We start from the raw sequence: 26326 nt of genomic DNA, 5'->3' as shown, positions 1-26326 counted from the left end.
CAGCTTGTTTCTTTGTTTGTAAGGTTAAAAAACCACTATATAAATAGATTGGATGATGTTCATGAATATTAAGGCACAGATCACAAACTTAGTTCCTTATAAACCCGGAAAACCTTCGGATGAAGTGAAGAAAGAATTTGGTCTCAGTGAAATTGTAAAGCTTGCTTCGAATGAAAATCCATTTGGCTGTTCTCCAAAAGTTGATGAATGGTTTAAAGAAAATGGAGTAAATCATGCAATTTATCCAGATGGATACGCAACAAATTTACGTGACTCTCTAGCAAAAAAATACTCTCTTTCTCCTGAACAATTCATTTTGGGCAATGGCTCGGATGAGATCATTCAAATTATCTCAAGAGCGATGCTTGAAAAAGGAAAGAACACAGTCATGCCCGTCCCAAGTTTTCCTCAATATAAGCACAATGCGATTATTGAAGGCGCTGAAGCTGTCGAGGTCCCTTTAATTAATGGCGCACATGATCTTCAGAAAATGGCTGAGGCAATTAACGAAAATACATCCATTGTCTGGGTGTGCAGCCCTAATAACCCTACAGGGAAATATATAAACAAGCTGGAGCTAACATCTTTCTTTGATCTTGTACCTGATCACGTGCTAATTGTGCTTGATGAAGCCTACCATGAATATGCAGTAGCTGAAGACTACTATGACGCTGTAGAACTGTTGAAGTCCTACCCGAATCTGTTAGTAACAAGAACATTTTCAAAAGCATACGGACTTGCCGGTTTTAGAGTTGGATATGGCATGGCATCCCCTTCCATTATTCAGGCAATCGAACCTGTTCGTGAACCTTTTAATACAAATGTTTTGGGACAAACTGCAGCACAAATTGCTTTAGGAGACGAGGAGTTCCTGGAGAATTGCGTGAAGCAGAATCGTTTGGGGCTGGAGCAGTACTACGACTTTTGTAAAGAAGCTGGCCTGTCTTATTTTCCATCACAGGGAAACTTTATCTTAATTGATTTTGAACGGGATGGAGATCTTCTTTTTCAAGAGCTTATGAAAAATGGCTATATCGTCCGCAGCGGTAAGGCTCTTGGATACCCGACAGCTCTTAGAATTACTATTGGCTCAAAAGAACAAAATGAAAAAATCATTAATGTCTTAAAAGGGATACTGAAAAATTAAGTGTCAGCTTAAAAAAGAATAATTCTGTGCACAGCGCTAAAATAAGGTGTGGTTAAATGGAAGGAACGGTTGTAATTGTTGGCTTAGGCTTAATTGGAGGATCGATTGGTTTGTCCATTTCACAGGAAAATCCCCGGGCAAATGTAATCGGCTATGACATTAACCGCAAAGAAACGCGTCTTGCTATGGCGATGAATGCGATATCAGAAATAGGCACGGATTTAAAGCAGGATATTGAAAGAGCAGATTTAATTTTCTTATGCACGCCTGTTTTCCAAACAGAAAAACTGATTGATGAAATTTCTGCTTGGCACATTAAGGACAATGCGATTATAACGGATGTCGGCAGTACGAAAAAGAGAATTATGCAAAAAGCAAAAGTATTTGATGAGATTGGCTGCCCTTTTATCGGAGGTCATCCAATGGCAGGTTCACATAAAAGCGGTGTGGCTGCATCAAAGGTCTTATTATTTGAAAATGCTTTTTATTTATTAACACCCGGCAACAGCGCCACTGATTTTCATGTTGAGCAATTAAAAAAATGGCTCGCTGGAACCCGGGCTAAATTTTTAGTTGTAGATCCCATGGAGCATGATGAAATTACTGGAATGGTGAGCCATTTTCCACATATTGTGGCAAGTTCTCTGGTTCATCAGGTAAAAAAAGTACATGCCAAGCAGCCTTTAATTTCAAGACTTGCTGCTGGAGGATTTCGTGATTTATCCCGAATTGCATCATCCGATCCCGTAATGTGGCGTGATATAACGATGCATAATACAGAGGTCTTAAAAAGTCTTTTAATTGGTTGGCAGGATGAAATGAATAAAGTAGTCAATTTGCTAGAACAGCAAGATTCTGAAGAGATGTACCTATATTTTAAGGAAGCGAAAAATTTCAGAGATGATATGCCGATTCTTCAAAAAGGGGCTATTCCTTCCTTCTATGATCTATTTGTAGATATACCTGATTATCCCGGCATTATTCATGAAATAACGGGCCACCTGGCAAAAGAAGCAATCAGTATTGTCAATATAAGGATCATGGAAACAAGAGAAGACATATATGGCGTGCTGTCCATCAGCTTTCAAACAGAAGAAGACCGCAAAAAAGGAGAAGCCTGCATTAGGTCGACTACATCTTACGAGGTTTTTACGGTGTAAGGAAAGGAGTTTCGGATGAAACATTCTCTATGTTTTCAAAATCCCATTTTAAAGGGCTCTATTAAGGTTCCGGGAGATAAATCGATTTCTCACCGTTCTATTATGTTTGGGGCATTGGCTGAAGGTAAAACAGTAGTAAGAGGCTTTTTAAAAGGTGATGACTGTTTGAGTACAATTCAGTGCTTTCGAAGCATGGGTGTACAGATCGATGAATCGGAAAATGAAATCATTATTCACGGAGTCGGTTTCAGTGGTTTAAAAGAACCTAAGGAGCTGCTTGATGTAGGAAATTCCGGCACCACTACTCGATTATTACTTGGAATATTGGCCGGCCTGCCTTTTCATTCGGTTGTAATAGGAGATGAATCTATTGCATCGCGTCCAATGCGTCGTGTAACAGACCCATTAAAAAAAATGGGTGCCAAAATTGATGGAAGAGAAAATGGGCAGTATACGCCAATTTCTGTCAGAGGGGGAAAACTATCTCCTATTGAATTTATTATGCCCCACGCAAGTGCGCAGCTAAAATCAGCCATCATTTTTGCCGGTCTGCAAGCTGAGGGAATTACTACGATTATTGAACCTGAAAAAACCAGAGATCATACCGAGCGAATGATTGAGCATTTTGGCGGGTCGATTACACGAGATCATAATCGTATTACAATTGAAGGCGGGCAGCAATTTAAAGGACAAACGGTTAACGTTCCGGGAGATATATCTTCAGCGGCATTTTTTCTGGTAGCCGGAGCGATTGTAAACGGCAGTCAACTGACGCTGACAGATGTTGGGTTAAACCCTACACGGGACGGCATAATTGATGTATTAAACCAAATGGGAGCGGACCTTACTGTTGAATGTGAAAAGGACAGGGCTGAGCCAGTATCAACACTGACCATTAAAAGCAGTCAGTTAACGTCGGTTGAAATAGGTGGATCCATCATTCCAAAATTGATTGATGAAATCCCGATAATCGCGCTGCTTGCCACCCAGGCTCTTGGTACAACTATTATTAAAGACGCAGAAGAATTAAAAGTGAAAGAAACAAACCGCATTGACGCTGTTGTTCAGGAATTAAAAAAATTAGGAGCAAATATAGATGCAACAGAAGACGGTATGATCATCCATGGACCTGCTGTTCTTCATGGGGGGATGGTCAGTTCCCGGGGGGATCATCGTATTGGCATGATGCTTGCTGTAGCCGCTTTGCTGACAAATGAAGAAGTGCAAATAGATGGATTTGAGGCTATTAGCGTTTCATACCCTGAATTCTTATCTGATTTACATTCCATTGCAGTTAATCAGTAAACGATGCCGATCGGCATCGTTTACTTTTTTTATTTTTTAAAAGGGTATTTTGTATGTCTTGCCGAATTATCTTTTTAAGTCATCTCAGAAGGTATAGTTTGCTAATTGGTCAAATTTTTTTTAGGATATAACATATGATCAAAGTGAAGGAAATGAGGGACCAAAGCGTGAATGTATCAAACCGAATGATCCAATCATTGCACGATAACAATCTAGAGCAAGGGTTAAAAGAGTTTTCAGAAATAAAAAAAACGGGAACGGATGATGAAAAGTTCGAACTGGCAGAAGAACTTTTTCAGCTTGGGTTTCTTGACCAGGCAAAGGAATTATTTGAGATCCTTATTCAGCGTTATCCAGATGAAGCTGAACTGAAAGTACTGCTTGCAGAAACCTTAGTTGAAATGGATCAGGCTGAAGAAGCATTGCTGCAGCTTGATAATATAAATGAAGAAGATGAGTTCTACCCAAGATCTTTGCTTCTGTCAGCGGATCTGTATCAAATGCAGGGCCTATATGAGGTGAGTGAAAGAAAATTGAAGCAGGCTGTACAAAAAAAGCCGGAAGAACCGGTTATACAGTTTGCACTTGCCGAATTATATAATGAACAGGGCCGTTTTTTAGAAGCGATCAGACATTACAAAGAAGTGCTTCAAAAGAATATTAATGAAATAGCTGGGGTGCAAATACATCAGCGGCTGGGTGAATGCTACAGCGCAGGGGGGGCTTTTGAGGAGTCGCTTCCTTATTATGAAAGCGCATTGAAAGACAGCAGAGAAATCAATACATTATTTGGTTATGGCTTTACAGCTTTTCAGGCTGCTCATTATAGAACAGCAATAGAAATTCTGTCAGAAATCATTGAGAATGACCCTGACTACCATTCTGCCTACCTTCTCCTTGCCAAAGCCTGCGAGCACGATGATCAGCTTGAAGAAGCACTGGAGACTGCTCAGAAGGGACTGAAGGTTGATCCGTTCAATAAAGAACTTTTTCTTTATGCTGGAAAACTGTCCCTAAAAAAAGGCAGCGAAAAAAATGCTGAATCCTATCTTCGCCAGGCAATCGCCATTGACCCGAATTTTTTAGAAGCTGCTCTTTTATTGAACAGATTACTTATTAAGCAGGAAAAAGCGGATGAAATTCTTGAAGTCATCAGCCTGGTTGAAAATGCAGGGGAAAGTGACCCTCAATTTCACTGGGATGCTGCAAAAGCTTTCGAATGGCTTGAAGAATTTGAGAAGGCATCTGATGAATATAGCCAAGCATATGTGGTATATAATGATCATATAGATTTTCTTGAGGATTATGGATTATTTCTTTTAGAAGAAAGCAGGCTGTCAGAAGCTCAAAAGGTCTTTAGTAAATTAGCAGAGAAAGATCCAACAAACGAAGAGTGGCTTGAAACACTCGAGCGTCTTGAGCAGATGTAAATACCTGCCGTTATACTGATCAATGGGCAAAGGGGGGAATCGCATGGCCACACCAGTTTCAGTACATGAGAAAAAAGATTTTATAAGATGGTTTTTAAATCACTATCAGCTTAAAAGAAGAGAGTCTGTATGGATTTTAAATTATTTAATGAGTCATGATGAGTTAATGGAAAATCTGCATTTTGTTGAAGAAGCCCAATATTGTCCCAGGGGAATTGTAATGTCAACACAATGTGTTGAGGATGTTGCATTCCGATTTTATAAAGGAAACATTATGACCACTGATGCAGAAAAATCATTTCATGATATTCGTCTGCATCGTGATGAAGATATTTTTATACAGCTTAATTTCCATGCTTCCCATGCCACTCATCAGTATGCGGCAGTCATGGAGGAGAATCCTTTTATGCCGAAATATTTGCGTATTACGGAAAAAGACAGAATTGTAGCTGAACAGTTCTTAAAGGAGAGCATTGTCACATTTAAAAAACAAAAGCTGCTCGATGAGATAGACCGTGCTTTAGATGCTCAAGACCATGAAACGTTTACGAAACTGACTGAAGAACTTAAAAATGTATCACTATTATAAAAAGGAATTAAGACGATCGCTATAGGTCGTCTTTTTTTTATGATAAAATATAGGGGATGAAGAAATGGGGGTAATTACTCGATGTTATGGAATGCTAAAGAAATCAGTTTATATTTAAAGGAAAAAGCCTATATTGATACTATAATTGTTCCCTTGCTGCCAATTAGTTTTTCAGATCGAACCAAACAGGAAGCTGAGCAGGCTGAATTTATTACACTGCTGACTAATTTACTTGAAAGGCAATTTAAAGGAAGAATGCTTCTCGTTCCTCCATTTACTTACTTGAGTGAGGAGGATGCTCAACACCGTTTGGAGAAATTGCAGAAATGGATTCAAGAATTTGAATCCCGGCAGTTTGACCATGTATTTTGTCTGACTTCAGATTCAGGGTGGAAAGAGTTTGAAAGCGATCTTGATGGAAAATTAATCTGGATGCCATCTATTCCACTTGAACATATGGAGGAAAAATACAAAAGAAAAATAGTTGACGATCAAGTAAATCAATTAGTTAAATTAATTGTGCAAAAGTGGCAAACAAACTAACGTTCAAGAAAACTTCACAATGTTAATTTGAAAAGGCTCCGCGCAATATTGACCTTGATAATATATTGATATATCATGAATATGTCCTAGTTATATATTTGTGCGAAATATGTCCGGACGGACTGACCTGAAGATAGAGGGGGGAAAACAATGAGTAACCAACGTGTTTCACGTCGTCAATTTTTAAATTACACACTTACAGGTGTAGGCGGTTTCATGGCGGCAGGAATGCTCATGCCGATGGTGCGTTTTGCTATCGATCCAGTTCTTACTGCGGAAGCAGGCGGGGACTTTATCACAACTGGTACATCTGAAGATGAATTATCAGATACACCAATTCGTGTTGATTTCACTTTTGAACAAGTTGATGCATGGTATACTTCCGACGTTACAAACACTGCATGGGTTTATCTTGATGAAGCGGGAGAAATTGTAGCGCTTAACCCGACATGTAAGCATTTAGGATGTACGGTAAGCTGGGAAGGAAGAGAAAGCGATCCGAATCGTTTCTTCTGTCCTTGCCATAATGGTTTATATGAAAAAAGCGGTAAGAACGTACCGGGAACGCCGCCAACGGCTCCTCTGGATCAGTTTGAAGCCAGAGTAGGCGATGATGGGATTCTGCAGCTCGGACAAGTCGTGCCGAACAAGATTGTTTAGAAAAGGGGGCGTATTTGGTGCTTAATAAGATTTATGATTGGGTCGATGAACGGCTGGATATTACACCAATGTGGCGTGATATCGCAGACCATGAAGTGCCTGAGCACGTAAACCCTGCTCACCACTTTTCGGCGTTTGTGTATTGTTTCGGCGGACTTACATTCTTTGTAACTGTTATACAAATTCTGTCCGGTATGTTTTTAACAATGTACTATGTTCCGGATATTGAAAACGCATGGAGATCAGTTTATTATCTTCAAAATGAAGTAGCCTTTGGTGTAATTGTGCGAGGAATGCATCACTGGGGAGCAAGTTTGGTTATCGTAATGCTGTTTCTTCATACTTTACGGGTGTTTTTCACAGGAGCATATAAAAAGCCCCGTGAGTTAAATTGGGTAGTAGGTGTACTTATTTTCTTTGTTATGCTTGGACTTGGTTTTACAGGGTACTTGCTTCCTTGGGATATGAAAGCTCTATTTGCTACGAAAGTAGGAATCGAGATTGCCGCAGCAACTCCATTTATTGGAGAACAGATCAGAACACTTCTTGCAGGTGATCCGACTATATTAGGTGCTCAAACCTTAACGCGTTTCTTCGCGATTCATGTATTTTTCTTGCCTGGAGCTCTTCTTGGACTCATGGCTGCTCACTTTATCATGATTCGTAAGCAAGGTATTTCAGGACCACTTTAAATTTGAGTTGCTAATCCATTTAGAGAAATAAAGGAGGGAAAAGCTATGCATCGCGGAAAAGGGATGAAATTTGTAGGCGATTCACGGGTCCCTGCAAATCGTAAACCGAATATCCCGAAGGACTATTCGGAGTTCCCGGGCAAAACAGAAGCATTCTGGCCAAACTTTTTATTAAAAGAATGGCTGGTAGGAGCAGTATTTTTAATTGGATACCTTTCTTTAACAGTGGCACATGAGCCGCCATTAGAGAAAATTGCTGATCCAACAGATGCTGGTTATACTCCATTGCCTGACTGGTACTTCTTATTTTTATATCAATTACTTAAGTATGATTTTGCATCAGGACCTTACAACGTTATTGGGGCATTCGTCATTCCGGGCATCGCGTTTGGAGCACTGCTGTTAGCTCCATTTATTGACAGAGGGCCTGAACGACGTCCAGGAAAACGCCCATTGGCTACAAGTTTTATGCTGCTGGGTGTGGCTGCAACCATTTTCCTTACATGGGAATCTGTTGCTTATCATGACTGGGAACATCAGCGTTCTCAAGGTGAAATTGTTGCCGAAGTTGAAGTAGATACTGAGGCTGCAGGTTATGCAATCTATGAGGAACAGGGTTGTATAAGCTGTCACGGTGAGAATTTAGAGGGCGGTTCTGCTGCTCCTTCACTTGCCGGTTCAGGTTTGAAAGCAGATGAAATTGCTGACATAGCTGTAAACGGAAAAGGAAATATGCCTGCTGATCTTTTCCAGGGAACAGATGAAGAATTGGAAGAGCTTGCAGCGTATATTGAAGAAGTTGGAGCTGAATAAGAATGACAAAAAAGAGCCGGTGCTTACTGGCTCTTTTTTTTGAAAGTGAGGATGATACTGGCATGAAAGAAGTACTTTATATGTGGCTGACAAACCGGAATTTCTTGATATTATTGTTTATAGTAAATTTAGCAGGATCACTTTATGGTTATTACTGGTATGAATATCAGTTGATGATTACTGAGCCAATATTTTTACTCTTTGTACCTGACAGTCCTACAGCAAGTTTATTTTTTACTATTGTCATTGGATTTTTTCTGTTAGGTAAAAGGTGGAAAATAATGGAGGCGTTAGCGCTTGTTACATTGTTTAAATATGGAATCTGGGCAGTTGTAATGAATTTATTAACCTGGCAAGTAACAGGGACCATCTCACTGCAGGCGTGGATGCTGATTTTTTCTCACGGGGCCATGGCTCTTCAGGGAATACTGTATGCTCCGTTTTACCGTTTTTCATGGGTGCATTTGTTGTTGGCTGCTATATGGACTTTACATAATGATGTTATTGACTACGTTTTTGGTCAGTATCCGATTTATTCAAGGCTTGAAGATTTTATAATGGAGATTGGCTACTTTACATTTTGGCTTAGTGTGATCTCGATCGTGTTAGCTTATTGGTTAGTTATCAGGAAAAATAGAACAAAGCGGGAATTGGTTAATTACTCTTCTTAAAGGAACTCCTTCTGCATAGTTTAGTGTAGGAGGGGATGGGGATGAAGAAGCGTTACGCAGTATGTATCCTGTTGGTTTTCTTTATAGGGTTTCCCTTTCAAACGGCTCATGCTGAAAAAAACTTTAATGAAATTTATCAATATATTTCGTCCGGGGATTATGAAGAAGGTGTCGGTCGTTTAAATGACTGGTATTTATCTCTGACTGCAAGCGAAAGAGAACCATTGGAGGGACATTATACGAAGCTTATAACGGTCCTTTCAGGAAGCAATTTATCACATCAGGATAAATTACTCGAGCTATGGTCATTTCTTTCACTGGCTGAATATGCAACCCAAGACAGCGTAGAATATATAAGAACCTTAAATGCTTATTTTCATTCTCTGACTGCAGAGGGGAATGAAAGCGGCGGAGAAGCGGTTGAAGAATTAAACAAAGTGTACGATGCGATGATTCCAGTACTGCAAATGATGTCCCAAAATAATGATTTACAAGCTATACAGGCTGCTTCCATTTCTGATAATGATCTTGTGATTGCCTCAATAAATCAGCCTGGTAATTCCATACCGACGTTTACCGAATGGTATGAAAACCATTTGGCCGGGTCGAACATAGTATTGGTTTCTACGGTCACCGGAGCCGCCTTAATTTCTGCGCTGACTTATGCTTCGTGGCGAAAATATGTCGGAGAAAAAAGAAGAAAAAGGTTACGGAATCATACTGATTGACAGATAATCAAGAATAAAGGTAAAATTTAATCAAACATACATCTTGGAGGGACACAATGGATTTTTTAATTTACTTTGCAGTTATCTTGCTTGTTCCTTTATGGGCAAACAGAAGAGTTAAAAATACGTATAAAAAATATTCTAAAATTGCCACAACTGCCAACATGACTGGGGCGGAAGTAGCTAGAAGAATTCTTGAAGATAATAATATTTACGATGTAACAGTGAAACCGGGAAGAGGGTTTTTAAGTGATCATTACAACCCGGCTTCAAAAGAAATTGTTCTTTCACCCGACAATTATCATAAAATGTCAGTTGCCGGTGCTGCAGTAGCAGCGCATGAAGTAGGACATGCCATCCAGCATGCTGAAGGCTATGCATTTCTTAAATTCCGTTCTGCCCTGGCTCCGGTTGCAAGCCTCGGTTCTAATTTATCGATCTTTTTGATTATCGGTGGAGCACTCCTACAGCTTAGCGGACTTTATCTGGTAGGTATCCTGTTTTTCGCAACTGCCGTTTTGTTCCAATTTGTGACGCTCCCCGTTGAATTTGATGCTTCATCCCGTGCCATGAATCAGATGGTCAGCAGCGGAATTATTCGCAATGAGGAAGAGCCTCACGCTAAAAAAGTATTAAATGCCGCTGCCTTAACATATGTAGCTGCAGCCTTAATTGCATTGCTTGAATTGCTGAGATTTATCTTGATGTTTATGGGAATGAATGGAGACGATTAGAAAGTAAAGAGGACTGCCATCTGGCAGTCCTCTTTACTTTACAATGATAGGAAATTCTCATAATAATCTTGATGAAACGATTTTCAAGTTAACCGGCAAGCAGAGTGGTGTATTATTCTATTGGACGTTTATTCTCGTCTAATGTAAAACCTTCTCCTAGTACATCATGAACATCAGTAACCGAGACAAACGCGTGGGGATCTATGGATGTAATGATGTTTTTTAAACGCACGATTTCATTTCTGCCCACTACACAATAAAGGACAGAGCGGGACTCTTTTGAGTAATGTCCTGTACCTGTGAGTACCGTAACACCTCTGTCCATTTCGAGCGTGATCCTGTCAGCGATTTGGGATTGAGCAGGTGAGATAATCATAGCTCCTTTTGCAGCATAAGCACCCTCCTGCATGAAATCAATGACTCTTGCGCCTACAAATACAGCTACTAAGGTATACATTGCCTCACGATAATTTAAATAGGTGACAAGTGAAAGCAGAATAACCACGGCATCAAACAAAAACATGGTTCTTCCCATGCTCCAGCCGCTGTACTTATTTGCAAGTCGTGCAATAATATCGACACCGCCGGTAGTGCCGCCGTACCGGAAAATAATACCCAGCCCGACTCCGATAAAAGCCCCGGCAAAAAGGGCTGCTAAAAATAAATCATCTGATAAAGGAATTGCAAATTGGTACCGATAAAACACTTCTAAAAAGATTGACACACTGATGGTGCCAAGAATAGTGTAGAGAAAGGCTTTTCTGCCAAGGAGCCTCCAGCCGATTAAAAAAATAGGAATATTCAGAAGTAAATTCGTTATAGAAGGCTTTAAATCGAAAATAAAGTATAATAAAAGCGTAATCCCTGTGAAACCCCCTTCAGCCAAGTTGTTTTGAATGTTAAAATGAACGATGCCGAAGCTGAAAATAGATGAACCCAACAAAATAAATAAACAGTTTTTTAATCTTAAACCAAACGGCATAAACATCTCCCCTTTTCATTACATACGAAGCAATTATAGTCAAACAAGTGAGGGTTGGCAAACTGAATTAGGAGTGAAATCATGCAAAAAGATAAAACAATGAACGAAATGCAAGCAGACGTAGATCAATACATAAGTCAATTTAAAGAAGGGTATTTCAGCCCTCTTGCGATGATGGCAAGAATGACTGAAGAGCTTGGAGAATTAGCCAGAGAAGTGAACCATCATTACGGTGAAAAACCAAAAAAATCTTCTGAAGATGAAAGCACAATTGAAGAAGAGCTCGGAGATATGCTTTTTGTACTGACTTGCTTTGCGAACCAGCAAAATATAAGCTTGGAAAAAGCCCATAATCGAGTCATGAACAAATTTAACACGAGAGATAAAAATCGCTGGACTCGTATTGAAGGGAAGGAATAAAAATGCCAAATAATATTAAAGTTGTGATAGCAGGACCGCGGGGAAGAATGGGACGAGAAGCTGTCAAAATGGTGACAGATCATGATGGAATGCAGCTAGTTTCAGTGATTGACTATAAGAATGTTGGACAGAGCCTGGATCAAGTGGAAGGATTTGGCTATCTGCCGGAGTCAATATCCATCTACAATGACTTAGACATTTGCTTCAACGAAACGTCACCAGATGTTCTGATCGACCTTACTACACCAGAAACAGGGTATAGACATACAAAAACGGCTCTTTTAAATAATGTTCGTCCGGTAGTGGGTACTACAGGATTTACGAGTAGCCAATTGGACGAGTTAACGAATCTCGCAGAAGAAAGAAACATAGGCGTTATTATTGCACCGAACTTTGCAATAGGAGCAGTTCTGATGATGAAGTTTTCTCAAATGGCCGCAAAATATTTTGAGGATGTCGAGATTATTGAAATGCATCACGATCAGAAACTCGATGCACCATCAGGAACTGCGATTAAAACAGCACAGATGATTAGGGAAAACCGTACGTCAAAAAAACAAGGTCACCCAGCTGAAGAAGAAACTCTTGAAGGTGCAAGGGGGGCAGATCTTGATGGAATAAAGATTCACAGCGTGCGTCTCCCTGGCTTAATTGCCCATCAACAGGTGCTGTTTGGAAGCGGCGGTCAGCTTCTAACTATACGGCATGATTCGAACGACAGGGCTTCTTTCATGTCCGGAGTAAGTATATGTGTAGAAACGGTCATGAATTTAAACACACTGGTCTATGGCCTGGAAAATATTTTAGATTAAAAGATAATTGGAGGGGTAACTGTGAAGATTGCGTTAATTGCACATGATAAGAAAAAAGAAGAGCTTTTGGATTTTGTCAGTAAACATAAAGATGTTTTCTCTCAGCATGAATTGTTTGCAACGGGTACAACCGGTTTGAGGGTTAATGAGAGAACAGAACTCCCGATCCATCGATTTAAGTCAGGTCCACTCGGTGGAGATCAGGAAATTGGCGCACGAATTGCCAATCAGGAGCTTGACGCGGTATTTTTCTTTCGTGACCCTCTCACAGCTCAGCCGCATGAACCAGATGTTTCTGCTTTAATCCGGCTTGGAGATGTATACCGCATACCGATGGCTACAAATATTGGTATGGCTCAAATTCTTATTCATGCGATTCGGAGAAACGAATTTTAAAGGGTGGTTTAAAAATGATAGAACCAATTGATATCCTGGCGATCGGCGCTCATGCTGACGACATTGAAATTGGAATGGGCGGAACGATTGCCAAGTGGGCTTCGCGCAGGAAAAAAATTGTTCTTTGTGATTTGACTGAAGCAGAACTTTCTTCCAATGGTACAACTGAAATTAGAAAAAAAGAAGCTGCAGAAGCAGCGGAGATACTAGGTGTGACAGAACGGATAAACCTTGGAATTCCGGATCGCGGAATTGAAAATACGTTAGAGCAAATAAAGTCTGTCGTTGAAGTCATTAGAAAGTATCAACCGAGGATTATTTTTGCGCCGTATGCTGCAGATCGTCATCCTGATCATGGGAATGCATCTGCACTCGTAAAAGAAGCTGCATTTTCAGCAGGCATTCATAAGTTCCATCCAGATCAACTAGGCAAAGCATGCAAAGCGCCGGTTTATTATTATATGATTAACGGAATACATACACCCCATTTTGTCGTTAATATTTCAAATGAAATAGAAATGAAAAAAAGTGCGCTTTCTGCTTATAAAAGTCAGTTTCAACCAAGGGACGGCGTAGAGACGCCATTAACGAAAGGTTATACAGAATCGGTGATAGCTAGAGATCTTGTTTTAGGTAAGCAGGCTGGCTGTTCGTACGCAGAAGGTTTTATGACGGAGCGTCCGATTGTATTAGATCATGATTTACTAGGAGAATTTTAAATGAAGTTAAAAATCGGCATTACATGTTATCCCACAGTAGGGGGATCAGGAATCATCGCGACAGAACTCGGGAAACTCCTTGCTGAAAAAGGCCATGAAATTCATTTTATTACATCAAGCATTCCGTTTCGTTTAAATAAAATGTATTCAAATATCTTTTTTCATCAGGTAGAAGTTAATCATTATTCAGTTTTTCAATATCCTCCTTATGATATTGCGTTGGCAAACAAAATGTCTGAAATTATAAAAAGAGAAAACCTTGATATTTTACATGTGCATTATGCAATTCCTCATGCAGTCTGTGCAATACTGGGGAAACAAATGGCGAAGTCCTCTGTGGGGATTGTGACAACGCTTCATGGCACCGATATAACGGTTTTAGGGTTTGATCCCTCACTGCAGGATGCCATCCGCTTTGGCATTGAAGAATCAGATCGGGTGACAACTGTATCGCATGCTTTAGCCAAGCAAACGCATGAATTGATTTCACCTGATAAAAGCCTGGATGTCATTCATAATTTCATTGATGAGCGTGTTTACCGTAAAGTGCCGGCCGAAACATTGAAGGACGAATATCATATCTCAGCTGACGAAAAAGTAATTATTCATGTATCAAACTTCAGAGCAGTGAAAAGAGTTGAGGACGTGATTCAGTCGTTTGCAGAAATAAGAAAAAAAACGCCTGCAAAATTGTTGCTGGTAGGAGATGGCCCGGAAATGTCTGTAATCTGCAAAAAAGTAGATCAGCTGGACATAAAAGAGCATGTGTTATTTTTAGGAAAAAAAGAAAATGTTGAAGAACTGTATTCAATTAGTGATCTCATGCTGCTCTTATCCGAAAAAGAAAGTTTCGGCTTAGTAGCTTTAGAGGCGATGGCGTGCGGTGTTCCGTGTATCGGAACGAATGTAGGCGGCATTCCAGAAGTCATTCAAAATGGCGAAAATGGATTCATTTGTGAAGTCGGGGATATTGAAGAAATTGTAGCCAAAGCAGATGAATTACTTTCTAATCCGGTGACGTATGAAAAATTCTCAATAGCCTGCATTAATACGGTGAGAGAACGTTTTCATTCGTCAAAAATTGTGAAGGAGTACGAGGATATATACGAAAACGTTCTACAAGAAAAGGTGACAATATGAGTGCAGCCGATTCTTTTATAGAAGCCATTCCCGTTTTGAAAAAGATTCACCAAGGCGGATATGAAGCTTATTTTGTAGGGGGATGTGTCAGGGATCATTTATTAGATAGAGTCGTGAATGATGTTGATATTGCTACTTCTGCTACACCACAGGAAATAAAGCTCCTTTTTAAAAAAACGGTTGATGTTGGCATTGAACATGGAACGGTTATGGTGCTCCATCACGGCAAAGGCTATGAAGTTACGACCTATCGCTCCGAAAGCACCTATACAGACTTTAGAAGACCAGATCAAGTGCAATTTGTCAGGTCATTAAAAGAGGATCTGAAGAGAAGAGACTTCACGATAAATGCTATGGCCATGTCAGTTGATTTTCATATAACGGATTTGTATGGTGGAAGACAGGATCTTGAACGACGTATAATCAGGACCGTTGGAGATGCAAAAGAGCGTTTTAGTGAAGATGCCTTAAGAATGCTCAGAGGTGCACGTTTTGCAGCACAGCTATCTTTTGATATTGAAGAAAATACCTTTTGTACAATGCTCGAGCTTTCTTATCTGCTGCAGCATATAGCGGTTGAAAGAAAAAGAATGGAAATGGACAAGCTTCTAATGGGCAGGAACTGGGCTAAAGGACTGGAATATATACTACAGGCGCAATTTCATATATATTTACCGCCTTTTCCGGTTACAGAGGACAGAATTAAACATTTTTCAAAAATGAATATACAGCATTTAACGGCTGAGCAGCGATGGGGACTTGTCATGCTCCCTATCGATCGAAGTGAATGCGAATCAGCACTTAAAAGCTGGCGGCTTTCAAGAAAGCAGATTAATTATATAAAAAAATTGATTGATCTTTATAACTGGAGAACCGAGCATTCATGGTCGCCTTTTATAGTATACGAATCTGGATTAGATAGAATCCAACAGGCAGAGCAGTTGTATGCAGCTGTTAACGAAATGGATTATAATGAAAGTGAAATTCACGGCATCTGGAGGTCCTTGCCCATAAAAAACATGAAGGATCTGGATGTTAATGGCAGAGAGCTGGTCTCCTGGTCCGATCGTTCAGAAGGACCCTGGATTGGCACGCTGTTTTCAGAGATAGAACAAGCAGTTCTGGAAGGGCATCTGAATAATAGCAAGTCTGAAATCAAAAAGTGGGTGAAAGAATGGCATCAAAAATAAGAGAATCCCTGCTGGTTTCTTTATCAGCCCATCAGGATGAATACCTATCCGGAGAACAGCTGGCAAAGGAAGCCGGATGTTCCAGAACAGCGATATGGAAGCATATAGAGGAATTAAGAAAAGAAGGAATAACCATTGATTCCAAAAGAAAAAAAGGATATAAATTAATGCAGCTCAGTCAACAGGATAACATTACAGAAACCGATATTTTATTAGGTCTCCAAACAACGAGTCTTGGGAGAAGCATCCATCATTACGACGCTGTTGAATCAACTCAAAAAATAGCGCACAAGCTTGCACAGGAGCATGCACCAGAAGGAACGCTTGTCATTGCTGAAGAACAAACAGCTGGCAGAGGGAGAATGGCCCGATCGTGGCATTCCCCAAAAGGCTCCGGAATTTGGATGAGCCTCTTATTGAGACCTGAGCTGCCTCCACAAAAAGCTCCGCAATTTACTTTATTAACAGCAGTGGCATTGGTGCAGGCAATCGAGGATATTTGTGACGTTCAGGTAGAGATTAAATGGCCGAATGACCTTTTAATCAATAATCGCAAGGTAACTGGAATTTTAACCGAACTGCAGGCTGACAGTGAGCAGATCCACTCCCTGATAATTGGCATAGGGATGAATGTTAATCAAAAGCAAGAAGATTTTCCAAAAGAATTGGTTGATATAGCAACCTCTTTGGCTATTGAAAAGGGCAGTGAGGTATCAAGGGCAGCAATTGTCCAGCGTACGATGTATCATTTGGAAAAATATTATCATTTGTATATGGAAAAAGGGTTTGCCCCCATTAAGCTTTTATGGGAAAGCTATGCCATTTCCATCGGACGGCATATTACGGCAAGAACGTTTAATGGAAGTATATCAGGCATTGCGTCCGGTATTACAGAAGAGGGAGTACTTTTGCTTGAGGACGACCAGGGTGCCGTTCACTCCATATATTCTGCTGATATTGAGATCAATCCTAAAAATCGCGAAAAAGAGTGAAAATCTGCTATACTGATTATGGGCAGTATCTTAGGAACTGCACCGTTAAATGTATGAGAAAATTCCATAAAAAAGTCTGCCTTGATCATTAGTGACAGGGACAGAGGATCGAAACCATGAATTGTGCTCAAATCCTTCTGTCTATTCAGAAGGATTTTTTCAATACGCCTGTTCATGTTTCTGCGCCTCTGATTAGAGGAGGAACGAAGAATGAAAACCACAACTGACTTTATGAAAATGAAAGAAATGAATGAAAAGGTGACGATGGTCACAGCCTATGATTATCCAGCAGCGAAAATTGCTGAACAGTCGGGCATTGACATGATATTAGTAGGGGACTCCTTAGGGATGGTGGTTCTTGGATACGACTCTACTGTTCCGGTGACGCTTGAAGATATGATTCACCACACGAAAGCAGTGAAACGCGGGGCACCGAATACCTTTGTTGTAGTTGACATGCCTTTCATGACCTATCATTTATCCTCTCAGGAAACGCTGAAAAATGCTGCACGCCTGCTTCAGGAAACAGGAGCTGATGCAGTTAAAGTAGAAGGTGCAAATAATGTCATTCCTATGATTCGCTCGTTAACTGAAGCAGGTGTGCCGGTTATGGCGCATCTTGGCTTAACACCTCAAAGCGCGGGAGTACTGGGTGGATATAAAGTTCAGGCAAAAACAGCCGAACAAGGACTGAAATTGACGAGAGATGCAATTGAATGTCAAAAAGCAGGTGCCTTTGCTGTAGTGCTTGAATGTATTCCTCAGCAAATAACGGAGCAGGTTACATCGCAGCTTGCAATTCCGACGATTGGCATAGGAGCAGGAGTGCAGTCGGATGGACAAGTGCTTGTTTACCATGATTTAATTGGATATGGAGATTATAAATTAGCTAAGTTTGTAAAACAATACACAAATGTGTACGCTTCAATTGGTGAGGCGTTGGAACAATATATAGAAGAAGTGAGAACGGGTCAATTTCCTTCCGAGGGCCATTCCTTTAATTTGAAAGAAGAAGAGCGGGTCGCACTTTATGGAGGAAAGAATCAGTGATCAAACTAACTTGTGCTAGCCAAATGAAAGAATTTTCACGAAATGAAAGAAAAAGAGATAAAACGGTTGGATTTGTTCCAACCATGGGATTCCTGCATGAGGGCCATCTAAGTTTAGTAAAAAAATCTCTCGAAGAGTGCGATACAACGGTCATGAGTATTTTCGTAAATCCCTTGCAATTTGGTCCAAATGAAGATTTTGAAAAATATCCCCGGGATCTTGAAAGGGATACAGCACTTGCGGCGCAAAGCGGAGTGGATGTCTTATTTATACCGGATGCCAAGGAAATTTATCCTTCTTCTTTATCAGTCTCCATGACGGCAAAGCAAAGAACGGATGTGATGTGCGGGGCCTCAAGACCTGGTCATTTTGATGGAGTGATTACAGTGCTTTCCATACTCTTTAACCTTGTTCAGGCAGATCGCGCCTATTTTGGTCAGAAGGATGCCCAGCAAGTAGCAGTTGTTCAAGGTCTGGTCAATTCGCTGATGTTTCCTGTAGAGATCGTTCCAGTAGAGACCGTCAGAGAGCAGGACGGCTTGGCCAAAAGCTCAAGAAATGTTTATTTATCACCTGCAGAAAGAAAACAGGCACCAATTCTTTATAAGGCATTAAAGGAAGGCGAAAAGAGTTTATCCCATCTGGGTACTCAGGAAACAATTAAGAAAATGAGGGATATGATTAACTCTTCTGCAGATGGTAAAATCGATTATATTGAAATTCTCAAGTATCCGGATTTAACCCCACTAGTGCTTAACAAGGGGAAAGTTATTATTGCACTTGCGGTTCAATTTGATAAAGCAAGACTGATTGATAACGTTATTTTCACTATGAAGGAGGAATAACCATGTTTCGTACCATGATGAGCGGAAAAATTCACCGCGCACGCGTAACAGAAGCCAATTTGAACTATGTTGGGAGTATTACAATCGATGAAGAAATAATGGATGCTGTGGGCATATTGCCTAATGAAAAAGTTCAAATAGTGAACAATAATAATGGCGCCCGCTTTGAAACTTATACCATAAAAGGTAAAAGGGGAAGTGGAGTAATGTGTGTCAATGGAGCAGCAGCACGCCTCGTTCAGGAAGGCGATGTGATAATCGTTATCTCCTATAAACTAGTCCCTGATGAGCAGGCAGTGAATCATAAACCCAAAGTGGCGATTATGAACGAGCATAATGATATAGTGGATATGATTGCTCATGAACCTGAAGCAACAATAATGTCTTGAAACTGATTTTTTAAATGCAAAGGTTGTGACGGCAATGTGGAAAAATAAAATGGCTGTTGTGGATATCGAAACAACAGGAAATGCACCAAAAAAAGGAGATCGCATTATGCAAATCGCGATCGTAATGATAGAGGATAATAAAATAGTCGATGAGTATTCATCATATGTTGATCCTCAGCAGCCGATTCCGCCGTTTATTGTTGAGTTAACGGGCATAACGAATAAGCATGTACAAGGTGCACCACTTTTTGCAGAAATTGCACATGAAATCACAAAAAGGTTAGATGGAGCAGTTTTTGTAGCTCATAACGTGCAGTTCGACCTCCCCTTTATTCAAGCTGAACTGGAACTGGCAGGATTTAGCGGCAGCTGGCACGGTCCCCTGTTAGATACGGTAGAACTAGCAAGAGTACTGCTTCCAACAACAGATAGTTTTAAACTATCTGATTTAACCAGCCAGTTTAAATTATCACACGACCGCCCGCATCAGGCAGACAGCGATGCCCTGGCTACAGCACACTTATTACTTCAATTCATTAAAAAACTGCATTCACTTCCGCTGGTGTCGCTTGAAAAACTCGGGCTGTTAAGTGTGTATTTAAAGAGCAATATCGCAGAGCTTTTTGAAAGTATCATTGAAGATAATAAGAAAAATATCAAAGATCTCCCTTATAACATGGAGGTTTTCAGAGGAATTGCCCTCAAACGAAAACCGGATGCCAAGATGGAAAATAATTCGAAAGTTACGATCGGAGAACCGGAACAAGTATTAGAAAGCCACGTTGCGTTCTATGAAAAACGGGAATCTCAGCTGCTAATGATTGAGCAGGTCAAAGAAGCGATGAATAAGCGTTTAAAAATCGCTATTGAGGCAGGAACAGGCGTTGGCAAGACTATGGGATATTTGCTGCCTGCCGCTGAGCATGCTTTAAACGGCAAAAAGACAGTAATCAGCACACAAACGGTTCAACTGCAAGAACAAATTCTTTTAAAAGAAGCGAAAATGATTCAAAACATTACCGGAGATCACTTGAAATTTGCTTTATTAAAAGGACGTAACCATTATCTGCATCTACTAAAATTCGAGCAAGCCCTAGCAGAGGAAGAGTCTCAATATGACGTCGTCCTTACTAAAATGCAGATTCTTACCTGGCTAACTGAGACTGACAACGGCGATGTAGATGAATTAAATTTAACCAGCGGCGGAAGACTTTTTTGGAATCGAGTCCGGCATGCAGGATGGTTTTTAGGGGAAGATAAGGATCCGTGGAAAGAAAAAGATTTTTATTTAAATGCCCTTAAAAAAGCAGATGATGCTGATATTATTATTACGAACCATTCCATGCTGGTGCAGGATACTCAGCGGTCCAGGCCATTGATCCCAGTCTACAGTCATTTAATTATCGATGAGGCTCACCACTTTGAGGATGCCTGCCGCAGACAGTGGGGTAAGCAGCTGGATTATATTCATTTAAAGTATACAATCGGTCAGCTTGGCAACGACAGGCAGGACCTGTTAGCGGGCAGGTTGTCATCCATCATAAGAAATAGTGCCGATCATAACAGCAGGCAGTTAACGGAAGAAATGGTAGCGGAACTAAGTGCAGAAGCGGACGCTGCTTTTTACCAGCTAAGTGCATTGCTTAAATCTTCAATCACGATGAAAAAAGGTCAGCAAAAATATACATTGTCAATAGAAGATGATATTCGGGAAAATACTGGCTGGAAGCAAGTTCAATATGCCTTTGAACGACTCCTGGACAATATGAAAAAAATCGACCGTATTCTCCAGAGTAATTTGGAAATTGTAAAGAAAAATAAAGAAGCCCTTTCTGATTCAAAAAAAGCAGTGATCGAAGAAATTCATTCATTTTTACTGGAATGGAATGAATGGATTCAATCCATCCGGTTATTTTTTATAGCCAATGATTCTTCTTCTATTATTTGGCTGGAGGGAGACATTCGTTCACTTCCGGGAAGTCTTTCAATTTCATCGAGAAAAGTACATGTTCAAAACGAAATTAATGATCATTTTTTTGCAGGTGATAAAGCGATTATTTTCACCAGTGCCACACTTACAATTGATGGAACCTTTGATTATTTCCTAAAAGGACTCGGAGGAGATAAACTAAACGTAAAATGCAGTATTTATCCTTCTCCATTTAATTACAGTAAAGCCGTCAGACTGATGGTGCCCAAAGATCTTCCAGATATAAAGTCGGTTCCTCATGATGAGTATGTAGAGTTGGTGACAGACCACTTAATTGCTATGGGAGAAGCCACTAAAGGAAGAATGCTGGTTTTATTTACCTCACATGAAATGCTGCGGCACACATATGAACTTATGAAAGATAGCGGGTTAATGGAAGACTTTGTACTGATGGCACAAGGTATAACAAGCGGCAGCAGAACAAAACTGACAAGAAACTTCCAGCGTTTTGACAAGGCCATATTATTTGGCACAAGCAGCTTCTGGGAAGGAATCGACATTCCGGGAGAAGATTTATCTTGTCTGGTCATGGTCAGGCTTCCGTTTTCTCCTCCAGATGAGCCTCTTACGAAAGCTCTCTGGAATGATGCAAAGGCAAAAGGAGAAAACCCGTTTAAAGAGGTTTCTTTGCCTAAAGCCGTTATTCGTTTCCGGCAGGGGTTCGGCAGATTGATCCGGCATGAGAATGACCGGGGTCTTATTATCGTTTTTGACCGCCGTTTAATTACAACTTCCTACGGCAGTCACTTTTTATCTTCCATTCCGTCTTTACCGGTTGAAGAAAGAGAGTTAGATTCGATTGTGAAAGAAATTGAACACTGGCTTTAAAAACATAAAAAATTCGTCGAAAACTGTTATACTTGATGTTGTTATACTGCCTATGAAAGCGAGCGATAAAAATGGAAAGTAAAATTGAAGTGTTATCCACAGTAACGATTCAAAAATCCCCTGATCTATACAAGATCGTTGATTCATTAAACCGTACACTGAAAGAAAGAGATTTAATGTTTGGTTTAGCTTTAGATAAAGAGAATGATGAAAAAGCTGTTTTTACAATTTACCGTACATAAATGAGGGATGATATGAAAAAATGGATGGTTTTAGTGCCTGCACTGCTGATCGTCACCATCTTAATAATTAGTATTACCATATACAGTATAGCCAGGCAGCCACTTAATGCATCAATCGATCAGGCAGAGGCAAAAGCAAGAGAAGAGCTGCAATTTAGTCAAATCGAAGAATCTTACCCGTACAATGGCACAAAGGCATATTCTGTTATTCAAGGCACTGCTGAAGATCAGCAGATGGTAGCATTCATACCCAAGGATGAAGAAGAAGATCCCACCACAAGGCGTATGGAAGAAGGTATTTCCGAGGATGAAGTAATAGCTATGCTTAACGAAACGGATGAACCCACTAAGATTATGTCATCGAGACTCGGGCTTGAATCAGAAGGCCCGGTATGGGAAATTATCTACCTGGATAATGACAAAATGTTAAATTACTACTATGTACTGTTTGACAGCGGTGAGTGGTGGAGAACGATACGCAACCTTTAAGGAGTGAAGTGGATATGGAAAATATACTGGCAGACAGAGTGAAATTGCTAACACCTTCTACAACATTGGCTATTACGGCTAAAGCGAAAGAATTAAAAGCAGAAGGAAAAGATGTCATTGGCTTAGGAGCAGGAGAGCCGGACTATAACACACCTGATCATATTATTGAAGCTGCCTATCGATCCATGAAAGCCGGACAAACAAAGTATACACCTGCAGCGGGAACCGCAGAATTGAAAAATGCGATTATTAACAAATTTAAAAGGGACCAGGTCATCTCTTATGCTCCCGGAGAAATTTTTGTAGGGAGCGGGGCTAAACATGTTCTTTACTGTCTCTTCCAGGCAATTTTAAATACAGAAGATGAAGTTATCATTCCAACACCTTACTGGGTAAGCTACCCCGAACAGGTTAAGCTTGCAGGAGGCACTCCGGTTTTTATTGAAGGTACAGAAGAAAATGAATATAAAATAACTTCTGATCAGCTTGAGACTGCAATAACCAAAAAAACGAAAGCCATTATTATTAACTCGCCAAGTAATCCAACCGGCATGATTTATTCCAGTTCAGAGCTGGAAGCAATCGCTAAAATTTGTACGGAACGAAATATTTTAATGGTTTCAGATGAAATTTATGAAAAGTTAACGTACGATGGCCAGAACCATCTTTCTGTCGCTTCAATCTCAGAAGAATATCAAAAGCAATCCATCATTATTAATGGTGTATCTAAATCGCATTCCATGACCGGCTGGAGAATCGGGTATGCTGCTGGAAATGCGGCCATTATTAAAGCCATGACCAACTTAGCCAGCCATTCGACATCCAATCCTACTACTACTGCTCAATTTGGTGCGCTAGCTGCTTATGAGGGTACTCAGGAGCCCGTAGAAGAAATGCGTCGGGCATTTGAACATCGGTTAAATAAAGTGTTTTCTTCCGTTCAGGATATTCCAGGCTTCCGATGTATAAAGCCGCAGGGTGCTTTTTATCTTTTTCCAAATGTTAAACAGGCAGCACAAGCCTGCGGGTTTAAAACCGTAGACGAGTTTGCCGCAGATTTGCTTGAAAAAGCCAATGTAGCGGTTATTCCTGGTTCGGGCTTTGGAGCAGAGGATAATATACGGCTTTCTTACGCAACAGAGCTTTCTTCCCTTGAAGAGGCGATTAGACGAATACACGCCTATGTAGATGAGCAAACTCATTCAGGGAATTGAATCTCTATTGAATCAGCGGTATAATAATGGGCGTACTAATTTAAAATTACGGAAATTTAACGCAGCGGTTTTTATGGAGGGAAAATAGTGAAAACAACGATCAGTCAAGTAGGCCAGCACGTTGGACAAGAAGTTACCATCGGAGCATGGCTTGGAAATAAACGATCAAGCGGTAAAATTGCTTTCCTGCAGTTGCGGGATGGCTCAGGATTTATTCAAGGTGTCGTTGTAAAAAGTGAAGTAGGCGACGAAATTTTTCAAAAAGCAAAAGGACTGACGCAGGAATCATCAGTCTATGTAACGGGAATAGTGAAGGAAGACGAGCGTTCTCCATTCGGTTTTGAACTCGAAGTACAGGACCTTTCAGTTATCAGTGAATCTGTTGATTATCCCATCACCCCGAAAGAACATGGTACTGAGTTCTTAATGGATCATCGTCATCTATGGCTACGTTCAAATCGTCAACATGCTGTTATGAAAATCAGAAATGAAATTATCAGAGCCACGTATGAGTTTTTTAATACAAATGGATTCGTGAAAGTCGATCCGCCAATATTGACTGGAAGCGCACCTGAAGGCACATCTGAATTGTTTCATACAAAATATTTTGATGAAGATGCCTACCTGTCTCAAAGCGGACAGCTATATATGGAAGCTGCTGCTATGGCACTCGGAAAAGTATTTTCATTTGGTCCGACGTTCAGAGCTGAAAAGTCAAAAACACGTCGTCATTTGATTGAGTTTTGGATGATTGAACCTGAAATGGCCTTTTATGAATTTGATGACAACCTGGTGGTGCAGGAAGAATATGTATCGTTCATTATTCAATCTGTCCTGACAAATTGCAAATTAGAACTTACCCGCTTGGGAAGAGATACATCGAAGCTTGAAGCTATTCAAGCGCCGTTCCCAAGAGTCCATTACGACGATGCAATCAAGTTTCTTCATGAAAAAGGCTTTAGTGATATCGCATGGGGAGATGATCTTGGAGCACCTCATGAAACGGCAATAGCAGAGAACTATGAAAAACCTGTGTTTATCACACATTACCCAACTGCTATTAAACCATTTTATATGCAGCCGGATCCGACAAGAGAAGATGTAGTGCTATGTGCTGATTTAATTGCTCCAGAAGGTTATGGAGAAATTATTGGGGGTTCTGAGCGAATCAATGATCTTCAATTGCTGAAAAAGCGTCTGGATGAGCACCAGCTCGATCCTGAGGCGTATAAATGGTACACAGAACTTAGACAATACGGTTCAGTTCCACATTCCGGTTTTGGACTGGGACTTGAACGGACGGTTGCATGGATTAGCGGAGTGGAGCATGTGAGAGAATCTATTCCATTCCCTAGACTGCTGAATCGTCTTTATCCATAAAAGCAAGGACGGACCGAACGCGCTTTCTAAAAAGCAGTTCGGTCATTTTTTACCAGAAAGGAGGGCTCTTTGTGAATCAATTAAATACGTGGCAGCAATGGATGGAGTATGGAAATATTTCGATTCCGGTGATACTGCTTAAACACTACAGCTCTCTTGGAATAAATGAAGAAGAGTGCATGCTTTTACTCCATATACATTCGTTCGTTGAAAAAGGGCAAGCTTTTCCTACTCCGGATGAGCTGGCTGAACGAATGACCCTCTCTTCACCTGAATGCTTTTTTACAATCCAGGGTCTTCTAAAAAAAGGTGTACTTGAAATTAGTGAATCCTCTGCTGGGGATGTCAGAGAAGAAAGTTATTCTTTAATGCCTCTTTGGAACTCTTTAATTAACAAACTTGAAAAAGAAAATCAGCGTGAAAAAATAGAAACAACGATGAAATCGCAAACTGATCTTTATACGTTGTTTGAACAGGAATTCGGAAGACCTTTATCACCCTTGGAATGTGAAACGCTTGCCATGTGGATTGATAAAGATCATCAAACAGCCAGTCTGATAAAGGCAGCGCTTAGAGAGGCGGTTATTTCGAATAAGTTGAATTTCCGCTATATAGACCGGATTTTATTCGAGTGGAAAAAACAAGGGGTTGAAACGGTTGATCAGGCGAGAAAGCAAAGTGAAAAATTCCGCCAGCCCAAAAAGCATGAGCCTGTGCAAGAAGGAGAACGAACAAAAAAAGTACCTTTTTATAATTGGCTCGAAAAGTAGTGATGG

Annotated in this window: 29 protein-coding genes; 28 read left to right on the top strand and 1 reads right to left on the bottom strand. The window is 40.4% G+C overall.

Features of this window, described 5'->3' with window-relative positions:
• Window positions 1–61: 61 nt before the first annotated feature.
• From hisC to KR50_RS10520, 12 genes are all read left to right on the top strand, one after another.
• Window positions 62–1147, top strand: a complete 1086-nt coding sequence (gene hisC / locus KR50_RS10575) for a histidinol-phosphate transaminase (protein ID WP_041058006.1) — start codon at window positions 62–64, stop codon at window positions 1145–1147.
• 56 nt (window positions 1148–1203) lie between these two features.
• A complete protein-coding gene (locus KR50_RS10570) occupies window positions 1204–2307 on the top strand; it encodes a prephenate dehydrogenase (protein ID WP_041058005.1) in 1104 nt (367 codons plus the stop codon).
• A 15-nt stretch (window positions 2308–2322) separates the two neighbouring features.
• Entirely contained in the window at window positions 2323–3612 is a 1290-nt protein-coding gene (gene aroA / locus KR50_RS10565) for a 3-phosphoshikimate 1-carboxyvinyltransferase (RefSeq protein WP_041058004.1), read from the top strand.
• 134 nt (window positions 3613–3746) lie between these two features.
• Window positions 3747–5042, top strand: a complete 1296-nt coding sequence (locus tag KR50_RS10560) for a tetratricopeptide repeat protein (protein ID WP_232304264.1) — start codon at window positions 3747–3749, stop codon at window positions 5040–5042.
• Window positions 5043–5085: 43 nt separating this feature from the next.
• Window positions 5086–5631, top strand: coding sequence for a ReoY family proteolytic degradation factor (locus tag KR50_RS10555; protein WP_041058003.1), 546 nt, complete (start codon window positions 5086–5088; stop codon window positions 5629–5631).
• 81 nt (window positions 5632–5712) lie between these two features.
• Complete coding sequence (locus tag KR50_RS10550) at window positions 5713–6174, top strand: YpiF family protein (RefSeq protein WP_041058002.1); 462 nt, start codon at window positions 5713–5715, stop codon at window positions 6172–6174.
• A 150-nt stretch (window positions 6175–6324) separates the two neighbouring features.
• Window positions 6325–6834, top strand: a complete 510-nt coding sequence (locus KR50_RS10545; protein ID WP_041058000.1) for a ubiquinol-cytochrome c reductase iron-sulfur subunit — start codon at window positions 6325–6327, stop codon at window positions 6832–6834.
• Between the two features lie 17 nt (window positions 6835–6851).
• Window positions 6852–7526: a menaquinol-cytochrome c reductase cytochrome b subunit gene (gene qcrB, locus KR50_RS10540; RefSeq protein WP_041057998.1), complete on the top strand. Its 675-nt coding sequence runs from the start codon at window positions 6852–6854 to the stop codon at window positions 7524–7526.
• Between the two features lie 45 nt (window positions 7527–7571).
• On the top strand, window positions 7572–8339 hold the full coding sequence (locus KR50_RS10535; RefSeq protein WP_041057996.1) for a menaquinol-cytochrome c reductase cytochrome b/c subunit: 768 nt from the start codon (window positions 7572–7574) through the stop codon (window positions 8337–8339).
• A gap of 62 nt (window positions 8340–8401) precedes the next feature.
• On the top strand, window positions 8402–9010 hold the full coding sequence (gene lhaT, locus KR50_RS10530; protein ID WP_041058286.1) for a lipoprotein heptaprenylglyceryl N-acetyltransferase LhaT: 609 nt from the start codon (window positions 8402–8404) through the stop codon (window positions 9008–9010).
• Window positions 9011–9051: 41 nt separating this feature from the next.
• Window positions 9052–9738, top strand: a complete 687-nt coding sequence (locus KR50_RS10525; RefSeq protein WP_041057994.1) for a sporulation protein YpjB — start codon at window positions 9052–9054, stop codon at window positions 9736–9738.
• Between the two features lie 56 nt (window positions 9739–9794).
• Window positions 9795–10472, top strand: a complete 678-nt coding sequence (locus tag KR50_RS10520; protein WP_041057992.1) for a zinc metallopeptidase — start codon at window positions 9795–9797, stop codon at window positions 10470–10472.
• A 112-nt stretch (window positions 10473–10584) separates the two neighbouring features.
• Here KR50_RS10520 and KR50_RS10515 read toward each other — a convergent pair whose 3' ends face one another.
• Window positions 10585–11454, bottom strand: coding sequence for a YitT family protein (locus KR50_RS10515; RefSeq protein WP_041057990.1), 870 nt, complete (start codon window positions 11452–11454; stop codon window positions 10585–10587).
• An 81-nt stretch (window positions 11455–11535) separates the two neighbouring features.
• Here KR50_RS10515 and KR50_RS10510 point away from each other — a divergent pair, with 81 nt between their 5' ends.
• From KR50_RS10510 to KR50_RS10440, 16 genes are all read left to right on the top strand, one after another.
• Window positions 11536–11874 (top strand): nucleotide pyrophosphohydrolase, encoded by a 339-nt coding sequence (locus tag KR50_RS10510; protein WP_041057989.1) that lies wholly within the window; start codon window positions 11536–11538, stop codon window positions 11872–11874.
• A 2-nt stretch (window positions 11875–11876) separates the two neighbouring features.
• Window positions 11877–12686 (top strand): 4-hydroxy-tetrahydrodipicolinate reductase, encoded by an 810-nt coding sequence (gene dapB, locus KR50_RS10505; RefSeq protein WP_041057987.1) that lies wholly within the window; start codon window positions 11877–11879, stop codon window positions 12684–12686.
• Between the two features lie 21 nt (window positions 12687–12707).
• Window positions 12708–13082: a methylglyoxal synthase gene (gene mgsA / locus KR50_RS10500; protein ID WP_041057985.1), complete on the top strand. Its 375-nt coding sequence runs from the start codon at window positions 12708–12710 to the stop codon at window positions 13080–13082.
• Between the two features lie 14 nt (window positions 13083–13096).
• Entirely contained in the window at window positions 13097–13801 is a 705-nt protein-coding gene (gene bshB1 / locus KR50_RS10495) for a bacillithiol biosynthesis deacetylase BshB1 (protein ID WP_041057983.1), read from the top strand.
• On the top strand, window positions 13802–14941 hold the full coding sequence (gene bshA / locus KR50_RS10490) for an N-acetyl-alpha-D-glucosaminyl L-malate synthase BshA (protein ID WP_041057981.1): 1140 nt from the start codon (window positions 13802–13804) through the stop codon (window positions 14939–14941).
• Window positions 14938–16131: a CCA tRNA nucleotidyltransferase gene (locus tag KR50_RS10485; RefSeq protein WP_041057979.1), complete on the top strand. Its 1194-nt coding sequence runs from the start codon at window positions 14938–14940 to the stop codon at window positions 16129–16131. The genes bshA and KR50_RS10485 overlap by 4 nt, the downstream gene beginning before the upstream one ends.
• Window positions 16116–17123: a biotin--[acetyl-CoA-carboxylase] ligase gene (locus KR50_RS10480; RefSeq protein WP_041057977.1), complete on the top strand. Its 1008-nt coding sequence runs from the start codon at window positions 16116–16118 to the stop codon at window positions 17121–17123. Before KR50_RS10485 ends, KR50_RS10480 begins: the two co-directional genes overlap by 16 nt.
• Before the next feature lie 210 nt (window positions 17124–17333).
• Window positions 17334–18173 carry a 3-methyl-2-oxobutanoate hydroxymethyltransferase gene (gene panB, locus KR50_RS10475; protein WP_041057975.1) on the top strand — a complete coding sequence of 280 codons (840 nt, stop codon included), beginning with the start codon at window positions 17334–17336 and terminating at the stop codon, window positions 18171–18173.
• Window positions 18170–19018, top strand: a complete 849-nt coding sequence (gene panC / locus KR50_RS10470; RefSeq protein WP_084215554.1) for a pantoate--beta-alanine ligase — start codon at window positions 18170–18172, stop codon at window positions 19016–19018. The genes panB and panC overlap by 4 nt, the downstream gene beginning before the upstream one ends.
• 2 nt (window positions 19019–19020) lie before the next feature.
• Entirely contained in the window at window positions 19021–19407 is a 387-nt protein-coding gene (gene panD, locus KR50_RS10465; protein WP_041057973.1) for an aspartate 1-decarboxylase, read from the top strand.
• Between the two features lie 34 nt (window positions 19408–19441).
• The gene (gene dinG / locus KR50_RS10460; RefSeq protein ID WP_041057971.1) at window positions 19442–22225 is read left to right on the top strand and encodes an ATP-dependent DNA helicase DinG; all 2784 of its coding nucleotides are present in this window, start codon (window positions 19442–19444) and stop codon (window positions 22223–22225) included.
• 71 nt (window positions 22226–22296) lie between these two features.
• Window positions 22297–22467 carry a YpmA family protein gene (locus KR50_RS18275; protein ID WP_084215553.1) on the top strand — a complete coding sequence of 57 codons (171 nt, stop codon included), beginning with the start codon at window positions 22297–22299 and terminating at the stop codon, window positions 22465–22467.
• Between the two features lie 12 nt (window positions 22468–22479).
• Window positions 22480–22956, top strand: a complete 477-nt coding sequence (locus tag KR50_RS10455; RefSeq protein WP_041057970.1) for a cell wall elongation regulator TseB-like domain-containing protein — start codon at window positions 22480–22482, stop codon at window positions 22954–22956.
• Window positions 22957–22970: 14 nt separating this feature from the next.
• On the top strand, window positions 22971–24170 hold the full coding sequence (locus KR50_RS10450) for a pyridoxal phosphate-dependent aminotransferase (protein ID WP_041057968.1): 1200 nt from the start codon (window positions 22971–22973) through the stop codon (window positions 24168–24170).
• 87 nt (window positions 24171–24257) lie between these two features.
• Window positions 24258–25550 (top strand): asparagine--tRNA ligase, encoded by a 1293-nt coding sequence (asnS, locus tag KR50_RS10445; protein WP_041057966.1) that lies wholly within the window; start codon window positions 24258–24260, stop codon window positions 25548–25550.
• A 101-nt stretch (window positions 25551–25651) separates the two neighbouring features.
• Complete coding sequence (locus tag KR50_RS10440; RefSeq protein ID WP_041058280.1) at window positions 25652–26320, top strand: DnaD domain-containing protein; 669 nt, start codon at window positions 25652–25654, stop codon at window positions 26318–26320.
• Window positions 26321–26326: the final 6 nt, after the last annotated feature.

Origin of the sequence: Jeotgalibacillus campisalis (assembly GCF_000829515.1) — a bacterium.
In the GTDB taxonomy this organism is placed as follows: domain Bacteria; phylum Bacillota; class Bacilli; order Bacillales; family Jeotgalibacillaceae; genus Jeotgalibacillus; species Jeotgalibacillus campisalis.
This window is presented reverse-complemented; position numbering and strand designations above follow the sequence as displayed.